This window comes from Psychromonas hadalis ATCC BAA-638, from assembly GCF_000420245.1.
Classification (GTDB): Bacteria; Pseudomonadota; Gammaproteobacteria; order Enterobacterales; family Psychromonadaceae; genus Psychromonas; species Psychromonas hadalis.
The window spans coordinates 1-20,611 of sequence record NZ_ATUO01000009.1 but is presented as its reverse complement, the minus strand read 5'-3'; the positions used below and the strand labels follow the sequence as shown (position 1 = coordinate 20,611).

22 protein-coding genes and 1 pseudogene are annotated in these 20,611 nt (G+C 38.8%); 8 read left to right on the top strand and 15 right to left on the bottom strand.

Annotation, left to right across the window (positions count from 1 at the left end):
- Window positions 1-141: 141 nt before the first annotated feature.
- From G322_RS0102270 to ffh, 7 genes are all read right to left on the bottom strand, one after another.
- Complete coding sequence (locus tag G322_RS0102270) at window positions 142-2,049, bottom strand: alpha/beta hydrolase family protein (protein ID WP_169337457.1); 1,908 nt, start codon at window positions 2,047-2,049, stop codon at window positions 142-144.
- A 210-nt stretch (window positions 2,050-2,259) separates the two neighbouring features.
- The gene (locus G322_RS0102265; protein ID WP_022940192.1) at window positions 2,260-2,628 is read right to left on the bottom strand and encodes a YbaN family protein; all 369 of its coding nucleotides are present in this window, start codon (window positions 2,626-2,628) and stop codon (window positions 2,260-2,262) included.
- A gap of 217 nt (window positions 2,629-2,845) precedes the next feature.
- Window positions 2,846-3,202: a 50S ribosomal protein L19 gene (gene rplS, locus G322_RS0102260; RefSeq protein WP_022940191.1), complete on the bottom strand. Its 357-nt coding sequence runs from the start codon at window positions 3,200-3,202 to the stop codon at window positions 2,846-2,848.
- Between the two features lie 41 nt (window positions 3,203-3,243).
- Window positions 3,244-3,993 (bottom strand): tRNA (guanosine(37)-N1)-methyltransferase TrmD, encoded by a 750-nt coding sequence (gene trmD, locus G322_RS0102255; protein WP_022940190.1) that lies wholly within the window; start codon window positions 3,991-3,993, stop codon window positions 3,244-3,246.
- Between the two features lie 19 nt (window positions 3,994-4,012).
- Window positions 4,013-4,540: a ribosome maturation factor RimM gene (gene rimM, locus G322_RS0102250; RefSeq protein WP_022940189.1), complete on the bottom strand. Its 528-nt coding sequence runs from the start codon at window positions 4,538-4,540 to the stop codon at window positions 4,013-4,015.
- A gap of 24 nt (window positions 4,541-4,564) precedes the next feature.
- Window positions 4,565-4,816: a 30S ribosomal protein S16 gene (gene rpsP, locus G322_RS0102245; protein WP_022940188.1), complete on the bottom strand. Its 252-nt coding sequence runs from the start codon at window positions 4,814-4,816 to the stop codon at window positions 4,565-4,567.
- A 210-nt stretch (window positions 4,817-5,026) separates the two neighbouring features.
- On the bottom strand, window positions 5,027-6,439 hold the full coding sequence (gene ffh / locus G322_RS0102240; protein ID WP_022940187.1) for a signal recognition particle protein: 1,413 nt from the start codon (window positions 6,437-6,439) through the stop codon (window positions 5,027-5,029).
- Between the two features lie 139 nt (window positions 6,440-6,578).
- On the opposite strand from ffh, the gene G322_RS0102235 reads away from it, so the two are divergent.
- Window positions 6,579-7,370, top strand: a complete 792-nt coding sequence (locus G322_RS0102235; RefSeq protein ID WP_022940186.1) for a cytochrome C assembly family protein — start codon at window positions 6,579-6,581, stop codon at window positions 7,368-7,370.
- Here G322_RS0102235 and G322_RS0102230 read toward each other — a convergent pair.
- The 5 genes from G322_RS0102230 to G322_RS0102210 form a co-directional block, all read right to left on the bottom strand.
- Window positions 7,363-8,055: an endonuclease gene (locus tag G322_RS0102230; RefSeq protein ID WP_022940185.1), complete on the bottom strand. Its 693-nt coding sequence runs from the start codon at window positions 8,053-8,055 to the stop codon at window positions 7,363-7,365. The genes G322_RS0102235 and G322_RS0102230 overlap by 8 nt on opposite strands.
- Window positions 8,056-8,190: 135 nt before the next feature.
- A complete protein-coding gene (gene nqrM, locus G322_RS22570) occupies window positions 8,191-8,349 on the bottom strand; it encodes a (Na+)-NQR maturation NqrM (RefSeq protein ID WP_022940184.1) in 159 nt (52 codons plus the stop codon).
- A gap of 66 nt (window positions 8,350-8,415) precedes the next feature.
- Window positions 8,416-8,790 carry a NifB/NifX family molybdenum-iron cluster-binding protein gene (locus G322_RS0102220; RefSeq protein WP_245542279.1) on the bottom strand — a complete coding sequence of 125 codons (375 nt, stop codon included), beginning with the start codon at window positions 8,788-8,790 and terminating at the stop codon, window positions 8,416-8,418.
- Complete coding sequence (locus tag G322_RS0102215; RefSeq protein ID WP_022940182.1) at window positions 8,787-9,041, bottom strand: YfgJ family double zinc ribbon protein; 255 nt, start codon at window positions 9,039-9,041, stop codon at window positions 8,787-8,789. Before G322_RS0102215 ends, G322_RS0102220 begins: the two co-directional genes overlap by 4 nt.
- Window positions 9,041-9,325: a DUF134 domain-containing protein gene (locus G322_RS0102210; RefSeq protein ID WP_022940181.1), complete on the bottom strand. Its 285-nt coding sequence runs from the start codon at window positions 9,323-9,325 to the stop codon at window positions 9,041-9,043. Before G322_RS0102210 ends, G322_RS0102215 begins: the two co-directional genes overlap by 1 nt.
- 265 nt (window positions 9,326-9,590) lie before the next feature.
- Between G322_RS0102210 and G322_RS19760 the strand changes: the two genes are divergently transcribed.
- Complete coding sequence (locus tag G322_RS19760) at window positions 9,591-10,070, top strand: PaaI family thioesterase (RefSeq protein ID WP_022940180.1); 480 nt, start codon at window positions 9,591-9,593, stop codon at window positions 10,068-10,070.
- Entirely contained in the window at window positions 10,067-10,921 is an 855-nt protein-coding gene (locus G322_RS19755; protein WP_022940179.1) for an MBL fold metallo-hydrolase, read from the top strand. Before G322_RS19760 ends, G322_RS19755 begins: the two co-directional genes overlap by 4 nt.
- 439 nt (window positions 10,922-11,360) lie before the next feature.
- On the opposite strand, the gene fusA is transcribed toward G322_RS19755, so the two are convergent.
- On the bottom strand, window positions 11,361-13,457 hold the full coding sequence (gene fusA, locus G322_RS0102195; RefSeq protein ID WP_022940178.1) for an elongation factor G: 2,097 nt from the start codon (window positions 13,455-13,457) through the stop codon (window positions 11,361-11,363).
- A 177-nt stretch (window positions 13,458-13,634) separates the two neighbouring features.
- A complete protein-coding gene (gene menA, locus G322_RS0102190) occupies window positions 13,635-14,555 on the bottom strand; it encodes a 1,4-dihydroxy-2-naphthoate octaprenyltransferase (RefSeq protein ID WP_022940177.1) in 921 nt (306 codons plus the stop codon).
- A 154-nt stretch (window positions 14,556-14,709) separates the two neighbouring features.
- On the opposite strand from menA, the gene G322_RS0102185 reads away from it, so the two are divergent.
- The 5 genes from G322_RS0102185 (at window position 14,710) to G322_RS0102160 (ending at window position 20,318) form a co-directional block, all read left to right on the top strand.
- Window positions 14,710-15,978, top strand: coding sequence for an isochorismate synthase (locus G322_RS0102185; protein ID WP_022940176.1), 1,269 nt, complete (start codon window positions 14,710-14,712; stop codon window positions 15,976-15,978).
- Window positions 15,978-17,717 (top strand): 2-succinyl-5-enolpyruvyl-6-hydroxy-3-cyclohexene-1-carboxylic-acid synthase, encoded by a 1,740-nt coding sequence (gene menD, locus G322_RS0102180; RefSeq protein ID WP_022940175.1) that lies wholly within the window; start codon window positions 15,978-15,980, stop codon window positions 17,715-17,717. The genes G322_RS0102185 and menD overlap by 1 nt, the downstream gene beginning before the upstream one ends.
- Window positions 17,704-18,483, top strand: a complete 780-nt coding sequence (menH, locus tag G322_RS0102175; protein WP_022940174.1) for a 2-succinyl-6-hydroxy-2,4-cyclohexadiene-1-carboxylate synthase — start codon at window positions 17,704-17,706, stop codon at window positions 18,481-18,483. Before menD ends, menH begins: the two co-directional genes overlap by 14 nt.
- Window positions 18,484-18,494: 11 nt before the next feature.
- Entirely contained in the window at window positions 18,495-19,331 is an 837-nt protein-coding gene (menB, locus tag G322_RS0102170) for a 1,4-dihydroxy-2-naphthoyl-CoA synthase (protein WP_022940173.1), read from the top strand.
- Between the two features lie 384 nt (window positions 19,332-19,715).
- Entirely contained in the window at window positions 19,716-20,318 is a 603-nt protein-coding gene (locus G322_RS0102160; RefSeq protein ID WP_022940171.1) for a peroxiredoxin C, read from the top strand.
- A 94-nt stretch (window positions 20,319-20,412) separates the two neighbouring features.
- On the opposite strand, the pseudogene G322_RS0102155 reads toward G322_RS0102160, so the two are convergent.
- Window positions 20,413-20,611, bottom strand: a pseudogene (locus G322_RS0102155) (IS1595 family transposase); the annotation flags it as partial.

Here is a 20,611-nt window from a genome sequence, read left to right as displayed (position 1 = left end):
ATGGGATTTTTTTATAGAATATAAATTCTCATTAAATTTCTACTTTTTTTGAGAGGAGTGAATTTTATTTTTACCACTGGCGTAGCCAAAATGACACTTCCTAAAAAAGAGGATCAGTTAATTATTGAGGTTGGTATAAAATTACCCTGCACTTTGTCCGCCAAGACATTGAGCAAAAAAATTATCTACTTTACTGCGTAATTTTTCCTGATTATATTGATCTCCATAATTATGCCCAACCCCCGTCATCTCCCAATATTGAATGTCTTTTCCTGCTGCGATGGCTTTTTTTACAAATTCACGTGATTGCGCAGGAATGACACGAATATCCTTACTACCTTGAATAACTAATATAGGTGCTTGTATTTTTTCAACATAATTAATTGGTGAAGCTTCACGCATTGCTTTAAGCTCCACCGAATCAGTATGGCTTCCAATATATTTATCCCAAATAGGTCGGTACGCTTCCCAGTGCACAGGAAAGTTTTTACTCATAAGCTCAATATCTGACATTCCAAATATATCTACGCCACAAGCAAATTTTTCTGGCGTTTTAGTCATGCCCACGAGTGTTGCATATCCACCATAACTTGCCCCCATAATTGCGACCTTCTTCGGATCTGCAATACCTTCCTGAATAGCCCAATCTACACCATCAATAAGATCATTATGCATTGCTTTTGAGAACTCACCAAAACCAGCTTCAAAGAATTTTTTTCCGTAACCTACGGAGCCTCTATAGTTAATCTGTAATACCGCATAACCTCGATTTGCTAACAGCTGTACTTCTTGACTGTAGCTCCAATAATCCCTAAACATTGGACCGCCATGTACTAATAATACCATTGGTAAATTTTTAGCTTCAACGCCATTTGGTTTAGTAATGTATCCATTAACAGTTAAACCATCACGACTTGTAAATTGGATAGGCTCTCTTAAAGAAAGTTTTTCAGAAAAAGCCAGTGATCGACTTTCTGATAATAACTCACTACTATCGTCCCGAAGATCATATAAATAAGTTTCAGAGCCAAAATCAGTATATTTGATGATAGTGAATAACTCTCTCTTATCATCAGAACTGGTTATATCTACACGAACATTATCTGCAGTTTTAAACTTATCTAAAATAGGCTGAAAGCGCTTATCTAATAAAGTAAACTTTTGGTAACCAGGATGACTAACAACCACAGCAGGTTGGTACTTTTCATCCATTCCATAATAACTGATATCAACATTTTCATCGGCGACAACAACTTGAACTGCCATGCTGCTTATATCTAGCTTTAACAGCTGTATTTTATCACTGTTGTTATTTGCTAATAACCATAATGCATTACTTTTTTTATCATATTCAACTTGTTGGACAACTCCATTTTCACCCGCATCAAATAAGACAGAGCCATCAATTGCTAATATCTTTTTACCTTCTTGTATGTAAGCAAATACAGCACCTTCTTTAACCGTTCGGTCTAGTACGTAACCCGATATGTTATTAGTATTTTTATATAATAAAGTCGTTTTTTGAGTATTGATATTTAGTCTATATAAATCAAACTCTTTTTTATCACGATTATTATGTGAAAATAATATGTGATTAACATCATCTTTTAAGGTGTCGATAATAAACAAACGAGTATCGGCTAATTCAAATACAGGTTTATTTTCATCACTTGGGTGTTCAAGATCCATTACATAAAGTGTTGAAACCTCATTATGATGCCTAAGATCTGCATATACTTTTTTGCTGCCTGGCATCCAATTATAATAACCAGCCCATACTCGTAGATTATTTTCACTTCCAGTTGCTAAATTTTTATAAAAAAGAGTCGATAAGTGACCACCAATATAGTTAGAGCTATAAAACGGCCCTATCCAAGCTAATGTTTTACCATCTGGTGAGACTTGGTAGCTATGTGTTGCATCATCACTACCATTTATATCATTGACGGTAATTAAATCTGGTAAGTTAGTATTTATTAAGGATTGATGTGTTGCTAATTGTGGAGATGAACAAGCAGATAAAAAGAAAACGGCTATTAAACCTAACACAATATTTATTCGATAAAACATATTAATTCCATTTACAAGTGCAGTAGGAAAAGAAGTAATTAACTTCTCATAACAAAGCCGACAGCATACTAGCAAAGATTAGTAAATCAATAGTCAATAGTGCATTTAAAGTGTAATTTTAATAAATAATACATAACGTCAACACGAGGAAATTACCCCCTAAGTAGATAGATAAACATTAAAGTTAGCTTACTTCTCATCAATACGCTGAATAAAAAAAAGTAAGATAAACAGTGTAGAAATCAACATCAATTGCAGATAAATCCGCCCTGTTAATATGAAAATAGAAAAAGTAAAACTACCGATAACCAACAACATAATCTGCTTTTTCCGCTGTTTATCTATTTTTTTATCTGTTTCCCAATCCGCCAATAACTGGCCGATATAGGGCGTTGTTAATAATTTCTGATGAAAGTGTGTTGAGCTTCGCGCAAAACAGCTGAGTGCCAAAATAAAGAAAGGAGTAGTAGGTAGTAGCGGTAAAAAAACACCAATAATGCCCAACAGGACACTGGTAAAACCAACAGAGATAAGTAGATAACGCTTTATCTGTTGCATCGTTCCCTCATGCGTTAATAGTTAAAAAAAAGACCCGCAAATGCGAGCCTTTTTCGATACCTAAACGGTATTACTTACAATTATCAACACCTTAGCCAAACTGGAAACTAACCCATTTTGGCTACATTTTTACATGTAAGCAGTTGATTTTTACTGGTGTAAAATTCAATTTAAAGCTTAAATTAAAATTGATGAAGGTATTGATTAGGTAAAAAGATTATTTCTTTTTACCAAGCTTCTCTTTAATACGAGCAGCCTTACCAGTAAGTTCACGTAAGTAGTAAAGTTTAGCTTGGCGAACCACACCACGACGTTTAACTTCAACGCTTCCTACAAGTGGGCTATGTGTTTGGAATACACGTTCAACACCTTCACTGCCCGACATTTTACGAACGGTGAAGTTTGAGTGTAGACCACGGTTACGCTTAGCGATTACAACACCTTCAAATGCTTGAAGACGCTCTTTATCACCCTCTTTTACGCGAACACGTACAATCACAGTATCACCTTGCGCGAACGCAGGGATATCAGTACGTAACTGTTCGTCATTAATTGCTTGTATAATATTGCTCATTTTAATACCTTTTTTATCTAGTTAGCCAATAACATCGCTAGTCAGTGGGAGTCACTTTCCAGAGCAGCAAGTAGTTTTACTTGCTCGTCAGTCAGAGCTAGACCATTTAATAGATCGGGTCTTCTTTGTTTCGTGCGTTGTAGTGACTGTTTCAATCGCCAAAGACGAATTTTTTCATGATCACCACTTAATAAAACACTCGGTACGGTTTTTCCGTCTAATTCCTCTGGCCGTGTGTAGTGAGGACAATCAAGCAACCCATCCGCAAATGAGTCTTGCTCAGCTGATAATGCGTGACCTAAAACACCCGGTACAAAACGTACCACAGCATCAATTAAGACCATCGCTGGTAGCTCACCACCACTTAACACATAATCACCTACCGACCACTCTTCGTCGATTAAGCTTTCAATTATGCGTTCGTCTATGCCTTCATAACGTCCAGCAACTAAAATCAACGCTTGCGCGTTAGACGATAACTGCTGTGCACCATTATGGTCTAAACGTCTACCTTGAGGAGAAAGATAAATTACCTTTGCCTCATGCCCTGCTTCATTAGCGGCCTGTTTTGCTGCTTTGATAGCATCCCGTAAAGGTTGCACCATCATCAACATACCCGGACCACCACCATAGGGACGATCATCGACCGTTCTATGTTTATCCGCTGTGAAATCACGAGGATTCCAACATTGAATAGAAAGCAGATTATTTTTAATCGCTCGACCTGTTACCCCATTTTCGCTAATGGCCCGAAACATCTCCGGGAAGAGGCTTATAACCCCAATCCACATCGCTTTTCTCCTAGGGTAATCAGAAATCAGGTTCCCAATTAACTGTAATTAGTTTGCCTGCAATATCGACATTCGATACTACCTGCTCTTTAATAAACGGAATTAACCGCTCTTTTTGTCCAAAAGCATCGTTCGAGTTAGCTTTAACCACCAGCACATCTTTAGAGCCAGTTTCCATCATGTCGGTGACAACACCTAAATGATAACCTTGGTCAGTATGTACCTGACACCCGATCAAATCACGCCAATAAAAATCATCTTCCAGTTCAGGAAGTTCTTCTTCGCTCACAAGAAGTTCAATGCCCACAAGGGCTTGTGACTCTTCGCGTACATCAAAGCTTTTTATCTTTGCAACAAAAGTACCACTATGACGTTTCCACTCAGTGATATTCACCGCTTGAAGTTGCCCTTGGTATTTCATTAACAATGGCTGATATTGAAAAATACTTTCAGCATCATCGGTGTAGGAGTGAATTTTTAACCAGCCTTTAATACCGTGAACGGCACCAAACTTCCCGATTACAATTGGCTCTGCTATGTTGCTCACCTTTTTCTCCTCACCTAACTGCAATTATGCAGCTACTTTTGCGTTATCTTTTACTAATTTAGCTACACGATCACTAAGCTGTGCACCAAGTGCAACCCAGTGGTCAATGCGATCTGTATCTAAACGTAATTTTTCTGCTTTACCTTGAGCTGTTGGGTTAAAGAAACCCACTTTCTCGATGAAGCGACCGTCACGTGCGTTACGGCTATCAGTTACTACCACTTGGTAGAATGGGCGCTTTTTTTGGCCGCCACGAGCTAAACGAATAGTTACCATATCGTCCTCTATATATTGTTAAACGTATAATTAGTCAGCAAATGCTGACCGCCTGCTTTTGTAGAAAGCTGCAGAATCATACTCTTTTACGCGAAAATAACAATCAAAATCACACTTTTGATTAAAATATCGGCACTAAAACGAAGTACTATAAAACAAAAAGCCAGATAAAAATCATCTGGCTTTTAAATTATTAATGTGGAAACGACGCTATCTTTTTCTAAAACCGCCCAACCCAGGAGGCACCGCACCACCCATTGCGCCCATGCCACCAGCGCCACCTAACATGCCTTGCATACCAGACATCATTTTACGCATACCGCCTTTGCCAGACATCTTCTTCATCATTTTTTGCATCTGAGTAAACTGTTTAAGTAGTTTATTTACATCTTGAATCTGTGTACCAGAGCCCGTGGCAATACGACGCTTACGACCGCCTTTAATGATTTCAGGTTTACTACGCTCTTTTTTAGTCATTGAGTTAATAATTGCTTCCATTTGATTGGTGGCTTTATCATTCACTTGCTCTTTCATTGTATCAGAGACTTGTCCCATGCCTGGCAGCTTATCCATCATGCCAGCCATGCCACCCATATCTTTCATTTGTACCAGTTGATCACGAAAATCTTCAAGATCAAACCCTTTGCCTTTCTTGAGTTTTTTAACCAATTTCTCAGCTTTTTTCTTATCAACTTTTTGCTCAAGATCTTCAATTAAAGTAAGCATGTCACCCATGCCTAAAATACGAGAAGCGATTCTGTCTGGGTGGAATGCTTCTAACGCATCCACTTTTTCGCCCATGCCGATAAACTTAATCGGTTTACCCGTAATATGGCGAATAGAAAGCGCGGCACCACCACGCGCATCACCATCGGCTTTCGTTAAGATAATACCGGTTAACGGCAATGCTTCATTAAAGGCTTTGGCTGTATTAGCAGCATCTTGTCCGGTCATTGCATCAACAACAAACAAGGTTTCAATTGGGTTGATTGCAGCATGAAGGTCGATAAGCTCATCCATCATTGCGCCATCTACATGTAAACGACCTGCGGTATCGACTATCACCACATCGATAAATTTCTTTTTCGCATGATCTATCGCCGCGTTGGCAATATCAATCGGCTTTTGGGTAATATCACTCGGGAAAAACTCAACATCAACTTCGCCCGCTAACGTTTCTAACTGTTTAATGGCAGCAGGACGGTAGATATCGGCACTCACAACTAATACCGACTTTTTCTCTTTGTTTTTTAATAAGCGCGCTAGTTTTGCAACCGTGGTTGTTTTGCCCGCACCTTGTAAACCCGCCATTAATAAAATAGCAGGTGGCTGCATGGCAAGATTTAGTGATTCATTTACTTCACCCATTGCCGATTCAAGTTCAGTTTGAACAATTTTTAGGAAAGCCTGACCAGGATTTAATGTTTTAGTGACTTCACGGCCAACAGCACGTTTTTTTACCGCTTTAATAAAATCACGTACCACAGGCAAAGCAACATCAGCTTCTAATAGCGCCATACGCACTTCACGTAGCGTTGCTTTGATATTGTCTTCTGTTAAGCGGCCTTTACCACTGATCGTTTTTAAGGTTTTCGACAATCGGTCAGTTAAATTCTCAAACATGCTTGGCTCTCACTGCTAAAAATTAAAATAGAATGTGCAATATTATACTCAACATTAACTTTCAAAGTAGTATTAACTTCTCATCTGCTCAAATTTGCATATAATTAAGTACTTATATGAAATAGGTAGAAAGGTAGATATGGATTATTTAGCATTAATAAGTGGGATTTTTTATGTAGTGGCGGCTATGGTTGCCAGCAATCAGCTACTTTCTTCAAGAAAAACACTCTCAAACAGCTTTGTTAGCTTTATTGTTGTGGCGTTAACAACACATACGTTTTGGTTATACCAGCACCTATTTACCGTTAATGGACAAGATCTACAAATCTTAAATGTTGTTTCCTTGGTCACTTTTATTATCTCGCTACTCAGTACATTAGCCAGTAAACGTTTAAATACAGGTGTACTGTTACCTATCGTATATGGTTTTAGCGCACTGAACTTTGTTGCCGCAAGCTATCTTCCGAGCCATTTTGTGACCCATTTAGAAACACATCCACAAGTCGGAGCACACATTATTTTTGCACTACTTGCTTATTCAATACTGAGTATCGCAAGCCTACTAGCGCTACAACTTGCTTACTTAGATTACCGCTTAAAAAACCATAAATTACCACTCACTAAAATCAATATGCCCCCCATGATGACCCTTGAAAAAAGCTTGTTTCAGTTTATTTTTATCGGTTTTATTCTGCTCAGTTGTACGCTATTAACGGGGTTTATCTTTTTAGAAGATATGTTTGCACAAGGCAAAGCACATAAAGCAATACTTTCACTGATTGCTTGGGTTATCTATGGTGTTCTATTATGGGGGCACTTCAGACAGGGGTGGCGTGGACGCTTAACGGTTTATATCACCATAGTTGGTTCGTCACTGCTTACACTTGCTTACTTTGGCAGTCGATTTGTGCGTGAAATTATTCTTAGTTAAAACCAGCTAACGTACAGTTTTTCACTAAAATAGCACTTTCATTACCTTGTAACTTAGCAATGCGCTGTGCGCGTAAACATTCCCACGGCGTAACAGAAAACTGTTTATTCCAAGCACTCATCAGTTGATGTTGCTGGTGGCTCATACTGTATCTTTTATAACTCTCATGCATATAAAGGTAACTACGGGCGATCATGCCACGTGTATTTTTTGGCGGTTCTGCTTTTCGATTGGAAATTTTCATGGCGCAACGAGCAAAACTATTTTTATCACCCTTTAACATCACGAAGTTATAGTTGCTACGTTTTGCATTCACAGCACCAATGGCGGGATATAAATTGTACATATCAGCTTGCATCAAACGGTAATTTTGATTGGTTTTCTCTGCACCGCGTCGTCCCTTATAAGCTTTTCCTTTACTGGTCACACAATGCTTATCCCCCTCTCGCCACGCTTTAAAGTGACGACCAAAGTTTTCAGCAGGCACAACATGCTCCCACTCTACTTTTTTAGCACGTTTTTTATATTTACTGGTGGTAAAACCCTCAGGAAAACGTATCTGCTTGTTTACGTTAAAACGCGCTTCACAATAGAGAGTAGTGCGTTGTTTATCCTTTTGATAAACATCCCCCTCAAGCATCTTTTTAGCTTGATAAAATGAGTGATTCGTTTGATTCCCTTGCATTGAAAAAGCAGTAAAAGGCAGTAAAAGGCAGTAAAAGCAGGATAAAAAAATAGTTAATAATGGTTACCAAGAAAAAACAAAAAATGAGTTTAACAGAGCTTCAATAACTCCCTTAACTAATTAAAGCTCACTAAATTATTTTTTGGTTTGACGCGAAGGCTCCTGAATTTGATATAATCGAATCGATGCTTCACAGCTATCCTCGCAGTCACAACTTTTATCAATACCCACACTCGCAAGGCCACCACAACTGCCCTTTATTCTTTTCTGACTAAAAATAACACCTATCGACATCAGTAAAAAAACCTGAAATGACTGGTTATTTTGAAAACAAAAGCGCAGTAATTTTGAAGCCGATTCTTAATGATGGCCACAACAATTTGTTTTTTTCTTTACCCCTTGTGATGGATCAGTGAGACGATGTGTATCTAAGCGAGCGTTATTTAATAGCAGTTCAACGCTATTACGTGTATTTCCTTGCACCACGTTGAAACCCGCATTAAGTAACTTAGCTAAGGTTTTCTCACCAATCTTGCGCACAATCACCGTATGGCATTGACGCTCTTTTAATAAGTTGATAAGCAATCTCTTTCCAGAATACCCAGACACGGCCAAGACTGGATTTTTATAAACAGCAACCTCTCTATTTTGTTCATCATAAAAACTAAATATTTCCGCTTTTGAAAAGTGGTGTGATAGTTTTTTATCGGTCATTGCAATTGCATAAGTCATCATTTTTCCTCTGTTATTTGATAATCGGTAGACGGTATTAATTGATAATTGGCCGATGATTTACTTTTTAACTCATTACACTGGTTACACCAAAAATCGACAGCACCACAGGCAACCAATCGTTCAAGTTCATCAGCACACACTTTACAGTTACTCTTTACACCATAGTGGACTTCACATGTGGGACAATACAAATTTACTTTGCCGATTTTTGTCAATTTCCCAGCACACGTTTTACACTCTAATTTATCCATTATTCTTTTTTTCCTAATACTAACGCATGTCCATTGACCAACGCATTACTCACTTTCTGGCGTGCACTTTTTAAAATATTGGCAAATGTTTGCCGAGAAACCTGCATTTGAAGTGCTGCATCTTGTTGTGCTAGTAGCTCAAGATCAACAAGGCGCATCGCTTCGAATTCATCTTCAGCAAGTTCAATTTTTTCAAGCTCAGATGCGGGTATACCATTGGGTTTGAATAGCCTGAATTTTGCACAATTACTTTTACAAATATGGCGTTTTATTTTTGGTCTCATTTAATACTCATTATTATTTAAGGTGTAAAATTTAGTAAGTGGTGAAGTGAATCGGCTCCAGTCGGCAGTTAATCGAACTTCCTAACACATTGTTAAATATTTTCATTTTATCAATGTCGATAGATAATTCACCTTGGTATCTGAGCGAGCAACTGAGTAAAGTACTTTGATTGACAACAAGTTCAATTACCTATTTATGAGTAGCAATGATATGCTAACCCAGTAGTTAGCATATGCCAACTACTATTTTTACATAGGTATCAAAATGCAGACTAAAAAAAGGTTAAAACAAAAAATTACTGACTTAAGTCAAACAACATCTGAGGTGCGATTAAACGCGATAAATAAACAGCAAAGTCATCAACATTGTATGGTGTGTGGATCACACTCTTTATTAGGTTTAAAAATTAATTTTTATAGCGATCAATATCATCATGCATGGGCTTTATTTAAAGGTAATAGTCATCAACAAGGCTACCAAGGAATCCTTCATGGTGGTTTTTTATCGGTTCTTTTAGATGGCGCAATGTGTCAGGTCGTTTTCAATAAAAATATTGAAGCGGTCACCGCCGATATGAACATCCGGTTTTTACATGAAGTGCCGATTAACAGTGAACTACTGATCAAAGCAGAAGTCATTTCAAACTACTTCATACTCTATAAAGTGAAAGCAGAAATCTACGTTGGAAATAAATTAATGGTCAAAGCAGATGCACGTTTTATGAAAAAGGCGATCAAAAAATGAGTGAGAGATTAACTATTACCGTTTTAGTGGATAACAACGTAAGTGGGGACTTACAAGCGGAGCATGGCTTTGCAGTTTTAATTGAACATAATAATCAACGTATCCTGTTTGATGCAGGGCAAAATGAGGCACTGTTTTACAACGCAAAAAAATTAGGTATTCAATTAACTGGGCTAGATGAGATTATTTTAAGTCATGGCCATTATGATCATGGAGGCAATCTTGAATGGTTATTAAAAAATAACCCGAATGCTAATTTACACCTACATCCAGATTGCCTACAAACCCGTTACTCAATAGATGCAAGAGGCATTCGTAATATCGCACTATCAGAAAGTGCAGTTACCGCCATTAAAAACACCTTGCTATGCAGAGTTAAAGCAAATTCTCAGCCGAGTCAGGTAACATCAGCGATTAACTTAACGGGTCAAATAGAGAGAAAACAACCATTAGAATTATGCAGTGGTCCGTTTTATTTAGATAAACAAGCCGATAAAGAAGATCTGTTACTCGATGATCAAAGCCTATGGATAAATACAAAACAGGGCATCGTTATCATCACAGGTTGCTGTCATGCCGGTATTGAAAACACCGTAACCAAGATTCAAAAACAATCTTCAACACAACAGATCCATACTATTTTAGGTGGGCTACATCTACACAATGCCCGTTCAGAACGTTTACAACACAGTGCTGATTTTTTACAATCATTACAGCTCAAACAACTCTACCCCGGCCATTGCACAGGTAAAGAAGCACAGGCGTTACTTAAAGAGAGGTTAGGTGAAAAGGTTGTTCAGCGTTGTGAGGCAGGATTAACAGTTAGTTTTGATATCTATAATGAAAACTAATATTTCACCTAACAAAAAACTTACACCTTACTTTAATTGACAAGCTGATACAACATGATATTTTTGAATGCCATAGAGAACTGACCACCAAAGGAGTCTCAGAGTTCCTCCGCTCATAACACTAGACTGCCGTCTAATTCGCCCTGCAACATTGTACGTAAAAAACTGAATTTAATACCCAAACATTAATAAACTTCAGGTACAAAAAAGCCCTAACAATTTTCATCGTTAGGGCTTTAGAAGATTTAGGAATCGTTACACAATAACTTGCGCTAAATTCTTTTCAAAAAACCTGAAATTACTGGTTATTTTGAAAACAAAAGCACAAGTAATTTTGAAGCCGATCCTTAATTATTTTCAAGAAACCTGAAATTACTGGTTATTTTGAAAACAAAAGCGCAAGTACTTTTGAAGCCGATCCTTAGCTAGTTAAGAAAACTTATTTCTTTCTAGCGGCTTCTTTCTCTTCTTTCACTTTCTCAATCACGCCTTCTGCAACAGAAGCAGGACAAGGCATGTAGTTTTTGAACTCCATAGAGAACTGACCACGGCCTGATGTCATTGTACGTAAAGAACCGATGTAACCAAACATCTCTGAAAGAGGTACGTCAGCTTTAATACGAACACCTGTAACACCCGCTTCTTGACCAGCGATCATGCCACGACGACGGCTAAGGTCACCAATAACATCACCAACGTGATCATCTGGAGTGAACACGTCTACAGCCATGATAGGCTCAAGAAGTTGTGCACCCGCTTTAGGGATAGACTGACGGAATGCACCACGTGCTGCTAATTCAAATGCAACTGCAGATGAATCCACGGCATGGAAACCACCATCAGTCAATTCGATTTCAACGTCAAGTACAGGGAAGCCCGCTAGTACACCGTTATCCATCATGCCTTTAAAGCCTTTCTCAATCGCTGGGAAGAACTCTTTTGGTACGTTACCACCAGTAACGGTAGATTTGAATACGAAACCAGTGCCTGGCTCACCTGGTTTGATGTTGTAATCAATTTTACCAAATTGACCAGAACCACCAGATTGTTTCTTATGTGTGTACGAATCTTCAACCGCTTGCGTGATCGTTTCACGGTAAGCAACTTGAGGTTCACCAACAATTAACTCAACACCGTAGGTACGTTTTAGGATATCTACTTTGATGTCTAAGTGAAGCTCACCCATACCCGAGAGGATTGTTTCACCTGAATCTATGTCAGTTTCAACTTTAAATGTTGGATCTTCTGCAACCATTTTACCGATAGCAACACCCATTTTCTCAGTAGAACCTTTATCTTTTGGTGTAACAGAGATAGAGATCACTGGGTTAGGGAATACCATTGCTTCTAAAACAACAGGATTTTTTGGATCACATAATGTGTGACCCGTTTGTACGTTAGTTTTCATACCAACGATAGCGATAATGTCACCCGCTTGCGCTGAAGATAACTCTTTACGCTCATCCGCTTGCATTTCACACATACGACCAATACGCTCAGTTTTACCTGTGGCAGCGTTCATGATGGTATCGCCTTTCTTCAGTGTACCTGAGTAGATACGAACGAAAGTCAGTGCGCCAAAACGGTCATCAGTGATTTTAAATGCTAACGCTTTGAATGTTTCTTCTGTAGAAACAATTGCAAACTCACCATTTGGCTCGCCTTCTTCGTCTGTAAGAGGTTGTGGATCAACATCTGTAGGACAAGGTAGGTAATCAACAACAGCGTTAAGAATGTTTTGCACACCTTTGTTTTTAAATGCAGAACCACAGTAAGTTGGGAAGAAGTCCATTGTACGTGTACCAGCACGGATACAACGTTTGATATCTTCTATAGATGGCTCATCGCCTTCCATGTAAGCTTCAAGTAGATCATCATCTTGCTCAAGCGCAGTATCAAGTAACAGCTCACGGTACTCTTCTACTTTATCAACCATGTCCGCAGGCACATCAGTGATTTCGTAGTTTTCAGGCTCGCCTGAGTCATCCCATATCCATGCTTTACGTGTAAGCAAGTCAACAACACCTACGAATTCATCTTCGATACCGATTGGTAGCACCATGATAAGTGGGTTAGCACCTAAAACCGTTTCAGTTTGCTTAACAACACGGTAAAAATCAGCACCCATACGGTCTAATTTGTTTACAAAGATAATACGTGCAACTTTTGAGTCATTCGCGTAGCGCCAGTTAGTTTCTGATTGTGGTTCAACACCACCAGAACCACAGAATACACCGATACCACCATCAAGTACTTTAAGTGAACGGTAAACTTCAACAGTGAAGTCAACGTGTCCAGGAGTATCGATAACGTTTAAACGGTGCTCGTTCCAGAAACAAGTTACCGCTGCAGACTGAATAGTAATACCGCGCTCAGCTTCCTGTTCCATGAAGTCAGTTGTAGATTCGCCGTCATGTACTTCACCAGTTTTGTGGATCTGGCCAGTTAATTTTAGGATACGTTCTGTGGTTGTGGTTTTACCCGCATCAACGTGCGCGAAAATACCAATGTTTCTGTATTTACTTAATTCTGTCATTTTTTATACTCTGTTAGTAAAAAATCGTAGTCAATATTCCGCGCGCATTATACTCAATCTTTCTGTTAAACAGAACACAGAATTTGAAAAAAACTAAAAATATGTTGATTTTTTCAGCATATTTTTAGTTGAACTCAGTAAAAATGAGGGATTTCACGCTAAGATCTGAAAAATAGACTATTGCGGAATTAAAACCAAGGCAAATAACATTGAAAAGACAAAAGTGCTAATGGCCGTATTTTTTAACTGCTCATTAAACAGCTCACCCGAGGGCTGTTTTTCATTAATCACATTATGAAGTGCTAAACAACTTTTTAGCAGGGGGCTCATCGCTAAAAGAAAAATATATTGCCATGTTTGTGTTTCAGGCAGGCGATATAAATAATAAGCAGTAAGCAGTGGTGCTATCAAAATAATAAAGAGGTGATATTTTAAAGCATGCGCTCGACCAAACAAAACCACCAGCGTGGTTTTATTATATTTTCGGTCGTTTTCCAGATCGCGCATATTATTAATGTTTAACACGGCGGCCGATAAGAGACCGATACTTGATGCAGGCAACAGCAATAACCAATCAAAACTCAGATCATAAAGGTAAAAACTGCCCACCACGCCGAGCAAACCAAAAAAAAGAAAAACAGCAATATCACCTAACGCACGATAACCATAAGGCAATTTGCCCATGGTATAAGTGATAGCGGCGATGATGGCGGTCAAACCTAACCCTAAAAAAAGTAACCAGCTAAACAGATCACCTGCCAATGCAACCATTAACAAACTAATGCCACTGAGCAGAGTAAGTAACGTGGTAAACAGTATCGCTTTTTTCATTGCAGTAGGTGTAATGATTCCTGTTTGCATCGCACGCAATGGGCCAATGCGATTTTCATCATCCGCCCCTGTTATTGCATCACCATAATCATTAGCAAGATTTGACAGGATTTGCAGTAATAAAGCAGTGCTAAGCGATAATAGGAAAATAGGTAATTGGAAAATCTGATGATGTACAGCAATGCCAGCAGCGACAATAATAGAAGCGGTAGCAAGTGGTAAAGTGCGTAAACGTAAGGCAGTTAACCAAACAGAAAGGTTCTTCATTAATTATTCAACTCTATATTGTGACAAGACTATATACCCGTTATCATTCAAAGAGAAAAACTCAGCACCTTGATTGCTAATGGGTATTTACGCGCTACATTAGCAAAATCTAACTTAAAAATATAGACAGCGGTTTAGTACATGGGTATATGTAATGATTGAAAATATTCGTAAAAAATTACAACACTTTAGAGAGATTGAGGGAGAGTTTCCCAATAAAAATTTACTTATCACACTCGAATCACAACCCTTATTAGCGCTATTAAAAGCACAAAAAACTATTTTCCCTGCACTCTATTGGCAAGACAAAGAGTTGTTACAAACCATTGTCTGCTTTGGCGCGATTGATGATAGTGAGACTATTCCACAGGTAAAGGGTGATATACGTTATTATGGGGGGCTTGCGTTCCAACAACAAGGTGAGCAGTGGCCAGACTTTCCTGCGATACGCTTTATTCGCCCCGCACTTGAGTTTATTGAACAAGATAATAAACTTACATTAACGTGCCATTTTGACAGTCACTTTTCGGTAACACAAAGCTTAACGTTAATTGACCAACTACAGCCCCCTGTTGCACTGCAAAATATGAATGCCGAACTGTTATCACGTCACGATCTGCCCACTAAAAAACAGTGGGCAGAACTGGTTGATCTCGCGATAGAATATAAAGCACTACTGCCTAAAGTGGTGCTATCACGACAAACAGAACTTGTTTGCCGTGAATCGATTAATCACTGCGATCTACTTTATCAGTGGCAGATAGCCAACCCCGCGAGCTTTCATTTTAGTTTTCAATTCTCTGCAGACTATATTTTTATCGGTTGCTCTCCTGAACGTCTATTTAGTCGTCATAATAACCAGCTACACACAGAAGCACTCGCAGGCACAGTAAACCGTGGTCGCAATGCACGTGAAGATGCCATCTTATTACAGAGCTTACTCACCGACAAAAAAATTGATCGGGAAAATTACTTGGTACAAGAATTTATTATTGCTAACTTAAAACGCTTAAAAGCCGATGTTGTTTGCGATCAGCCAAGAGTAATGCAACTGCATAATGTACAGCACCTTTGTGTGCCTATTCATGCACAATTAACCCCACAAACAACGGATGCAGATCTTCTTTACAAACTACACCCAACACCCGCTGTAGGTGGCTCTCCTAAATTGCCCGCTCTGCAATTTATTAATGATAATGAACCCTATTTACGGGGCTGGTATGCAGGTGCGGTGGGTTATATTAGTGAGCAAAAAAGTGACTTTAGTGTCGCTATTCGTAGCGCGTTGATTAGTAATAACAAAATAAAACTTTTTGCCGGTGCGGGTATTGTCACTGGCTCCATTGCGGAACAAGAGTGGCTGGAGCTTGACAATAAAATCCATACTGTTTTAGAGATAATTAGCCAAACAGAGGACAACTAATGAACAAAAAAAAAGCACGCTCTGCCAACTCAACTGTCTCTGCTGTCGCCAGTAATATCAACTTATTATGGGCTTCATTTTTTATTGAAGAGTTAATACGTCATGGTATTACTGATTTTTGTATTGCCCCAGGTTCACGCTCAACGCCCTTAACGCTTGCCGTGGCTAACCATAAAAAAGCCACTCATCACCTACATTTTGATGAGCGTGGATTAGCTTTTCTGGCACTGGGTTTATGTCAATCAAGCCAAAGACCCGTGGTAATTATTACCACTTCAGGCACTGCCGTTGCTAATCTTTACCCCGCAGTCATTGAAGCACGACAAAGTGGCCTGCCGTTAATTATCATCTCAGCAGATAGACCGGCAGATCTTATCAACTGTGGTGCAAATCAAGCGATTGATCAACAAGGGCTATTTGCAAATTATCCCATTTTTTTCAGTCAAATAGTGCAACCCAGCACAGAGATCAATATTAATTATTTACTCACCACAATTGATCACGGTTTAGATAGCCAACAAAACCACCCTGCGCCCATTCACTTTAATATTGCCTTTGCAGAGCCTCTCTATCCGAGTGAGAAAATGGTTGATTACAGTGATTATTTGAGCAGTTTGAAAAAGTGGAGAAAAAATAACCTTCCTTTTACAGAGTATATTAATCGTCAAACGTTCAAACTGGCAAATGAACATTCGTTAAGTGACAAAAAAGTATTAATTATTCTCGCTAAAACACCTTGTACAGAAGAGGCAAAAGCGGTTGTTCAATTTGCTAAAACACATCAGTTCCCCCTGCTTGCCGATATTCAATCGTCACAATCGGGGGCAGAGAACAATCTCGCTTATTACGATCTGTTACTGATTAATGATAATTTCAACAAACAATTACAACAAGCAGATGTAATCATTCAGTTTGGGGAACGACTGGTCAGTAAACGTTTACTTTTATTAATTAAAGAGGCCAATGGTGCGTTGTACTTGGTACATGAAAGCCAACAACGAATAGATGCAAATCATCAACTCGATAAACGCTTTAATTGCACTGCCACGCAGTGGATAGAAGTACAGCAATTTAGTGTCATAAAAAGCGATTGGTTTGACAACATTCAACACTCATATCAGCAGTTAGCCAAACAGGTCGTTGAGCCTTTTTTAGCACAACAACCCTTAAGTGAAATAACCATTATTAAGCAGTTAGATGCCTTGTTAATCGCAGATAATCCACTGTTTATTGGTAACAGTATGCCAATTCGCCTTACTGATATGGTGATGAATACAAACCAAGCGCACATTTTCACTAATCGAGGTGCAAGTGGCATTGATGGTTTATTAGCAACCACCATAGGCATTGCTAAAAACAGCAAAAAAATAACCACACTGTTAATTGGTGATAACTCATTTTTATATGACTTAAACTCACTGGCACTATTAAAGCAGCTTGAAACAGCCTTTATTATTATTGTTATCAACAATGATGGGGGGGCTATTTTTAATCTACTGCCCGTGCCAGAAAAACTAAAACAGACTTTTTATCAACTTCCACACGGTCTCAGTTTTAAAGCAAGTTGTGATCAATTTTGTATCGATTATCACAATCCAAATCAACTTGCCGATTTTAAAGCGATTTATAATCAATGTTTACAGAGAAAACATTCACTCATTGAGATAACCTTAGAAAATCAGCAGACCACAATTCAACTTGAACAATTAAAAGAGCAAATAAAATATGCCACTCCATAAAATAGAACAAGGTTGTAACAACAAACCCACTCTGGTTTTCTTACACGGTTTTTTAGGCAGTAGCAGTGATTGGAGCGAAACCATCACATTACTCAAAGATGATTTTCATTGTGTTGCCATTGACTTGCCAGGTCACGGCAAGTCAGTGAGCACGGAAAGCTCATTGCATGATGGCTTTAATCATTGCCATCATTTAATTAAAGATGTACTCGACGATCTCAATCTACAAGAATACACATTAATAGGTTACTCACTCGGTGGTCGCATCGCATTGGATTACGCACGCACACAACATGATCCGCGTTTAATCGCACTATTACTGGAGTCAAGTCACACAGGACTTGACAATGAACAGGCCAAAGAGCGTCGTTTTATGTCGGATCATAGTTGGGCAAGAAAATTTGCAATACAAAGCATTAACGAAACACTCTCTGAGTGGTATGACCAAGATATTTTCAGCGATTTAAGCGACCGAAAAAAAGAGATGCTTATCAGTAAACGCTTAAATAATTACGGTGTGCCTTTAGCAAATATGTTGTTAGCAACCAGTCTTGGTAAACAAGTAGACTCCCTGAGCTACTTGCAAAAAACACAGTTACCCATCCATTACTGTTATGGAGGAAAGGATAAAAAATTTAAAAAAGGTTCAAGTAAACTTAATGAGCTAACAAATATTAACGTGGTCGAATTTGAACGAGCAGGACATAATATTCATCAATATAACGCGACACAATTTGCGGCGTTTATTTCAAAAAACTTTACCTAAAAGAGCGATTTATGAGCGATTTTTATGCACCCATTACATGGTTAAACAATGACTTAGAATTTACTGATATCACTTATGTTAAAGCGGACGGTATTGCTAAAATCACCATTAACCGTCCCAAAATTCGTAACGCTTTTCGTCCAAAAACAGTGAATGAGATGATGCAAGCAATGAGTGATGCACGTTACGATGCAAAAATTGGCGTCATTATTTTAACCGGTGAAGGCGATCTTGCTTTCTGCTCAGGTGGCGATCAAAGTGTGCGTGGTGATTCTGGTTATAAAGACGAACAAGGCGGGCATCACCTCAATGTCCTTGATTTTCAACGTCAAATTCGTACCTGCCCCAAACCTGTTATCGCGATGGTCGCAGGTTATGCCGTGGGTGGCGGTCATGTTTTACATATGATGTGTGATTTAACGATAGCAGCTGACAATGCAAAATTTGGTCAAACAGGCCCAAGGGTGGGATCTTTTGATGGTGGCTGGGGCGCAAGTTACATGGCACGCATTGTCGGTCAGAAAAAAGCACGTGAAATTTGGTTTCTGTGTCGTATGTACGATGCACAAGAAGCCCTTGATATGGGACTCGTCAACACTGTTGTGCCACTTGCTGATTTAGAAAAAGAGACGGTCAAATGGTGTCGCGAAATCCTACAAAATAGCCCAATGGCACTACGCTGTTTAAAAGCGGCACTCAATGCAGACTGTGATGGTCAAGCAGGCTTACAAGAGCTTGCAGGTAATACCACTATGCTATTTTATATGAGCGAAGAGGCGCAAGAGGGGCGCAATGCCTTTAATGAAAAACGTAAACCTGATTTCTCCAAGTTTGGGCGTAACCCATAACACAAAAAATAATTAACCACGAAGGCACGAAGAAAAAAGAAGGTTAAAAAAATTAAAAATTAATGACTCTGACCCTTTGATTTTTCCGACTTTTGTCAGCATTGTCTTCGTGCTCTCTGTGTCGAGTAGTGACTTCGTGGTGATATTTTTTGGTTTTAGCTTTTCCATTGTTTTGGCTGCCTTATCCATAATTTCATTAGTATTTTCTCAATAAGGGTGATACTTTAATCGTCATTAATTTTTAATTACCAACAATTGATAGGAATAAGCTATCAATCTAATTGATATAAACAATTCGATTCCACCTATCATTTCCTGCATGCTACGTGTATAAATAAACACGAACCAACTGATTGTAACATTCTTTATTAATAGGAAATTCTCATGGTATTAGTAACAAAAAAAGCACCTGACTTTACAGCAGCCGCAGTACTAGGTAATGGCGACATCGTAGATAACTTTAACTTTGCTGAGTTCACTAAAGGTAAAGAAGCGGTTATCTTTTTCTACCCACTTGATTTTACCTTTGTATGTCCTTCTGAATTAATCGCATTCGACAAACGCTTTGGTGAATTCCAAGCGCGTGGTGTTGAAGTGATTGGTGTTTCAATTGATTCTCAATTCTCGCATAACGCATGGCGTAACACTGCCATCAATGACGGTGGTATCGGCGCAGTTCAATACCCACTTGTTGCTGATGTGAAACATACAATTTGCCAAGCATACGGCGTAGAATTTGAAGAAGCAGGCGTTGCGTTACGTGGTTCTTTCTTAATCGACAAAAAGGGTGTTGTACGTCACCAAGTGGTTAACGATCTTCCACTAGGCCGTAACATTGATGAGATGTTACGCATGGTTGATGCACTGCAATTCCACGAAGAGCACGGTGAAGTTTGTCCTGCACAATGGGCTAAAGACAAGCCTGCAATGGAAGCATCTCCTGAAGGTGTTGCAAAATACCTAGCAGCAAACGCTGACGACCTATAAATAGCTAAAAACGTTAAACCAATAGCTAAAATTAAAAGGCCTCTTATTTGAGGCCTTTTGTATTTTTAATAGGCTCTGTTGTAGAACACTGTTGTCACCCATAGGCAGCGACTAATATTTCTTGTTTATTGAGCTTCGCGTTGCTTTCCCTAAACCAAGCAAGATAATTCGATAAATACTTTGTTGCTACGCCTTTCATTTTTCCGTTAACCCAACCCTTAAAATGCGCTATTGCACCGTTCACGGTCTGGATGTGGTAAACCTTATCTATTACTCTCACTTTACCGTTTATT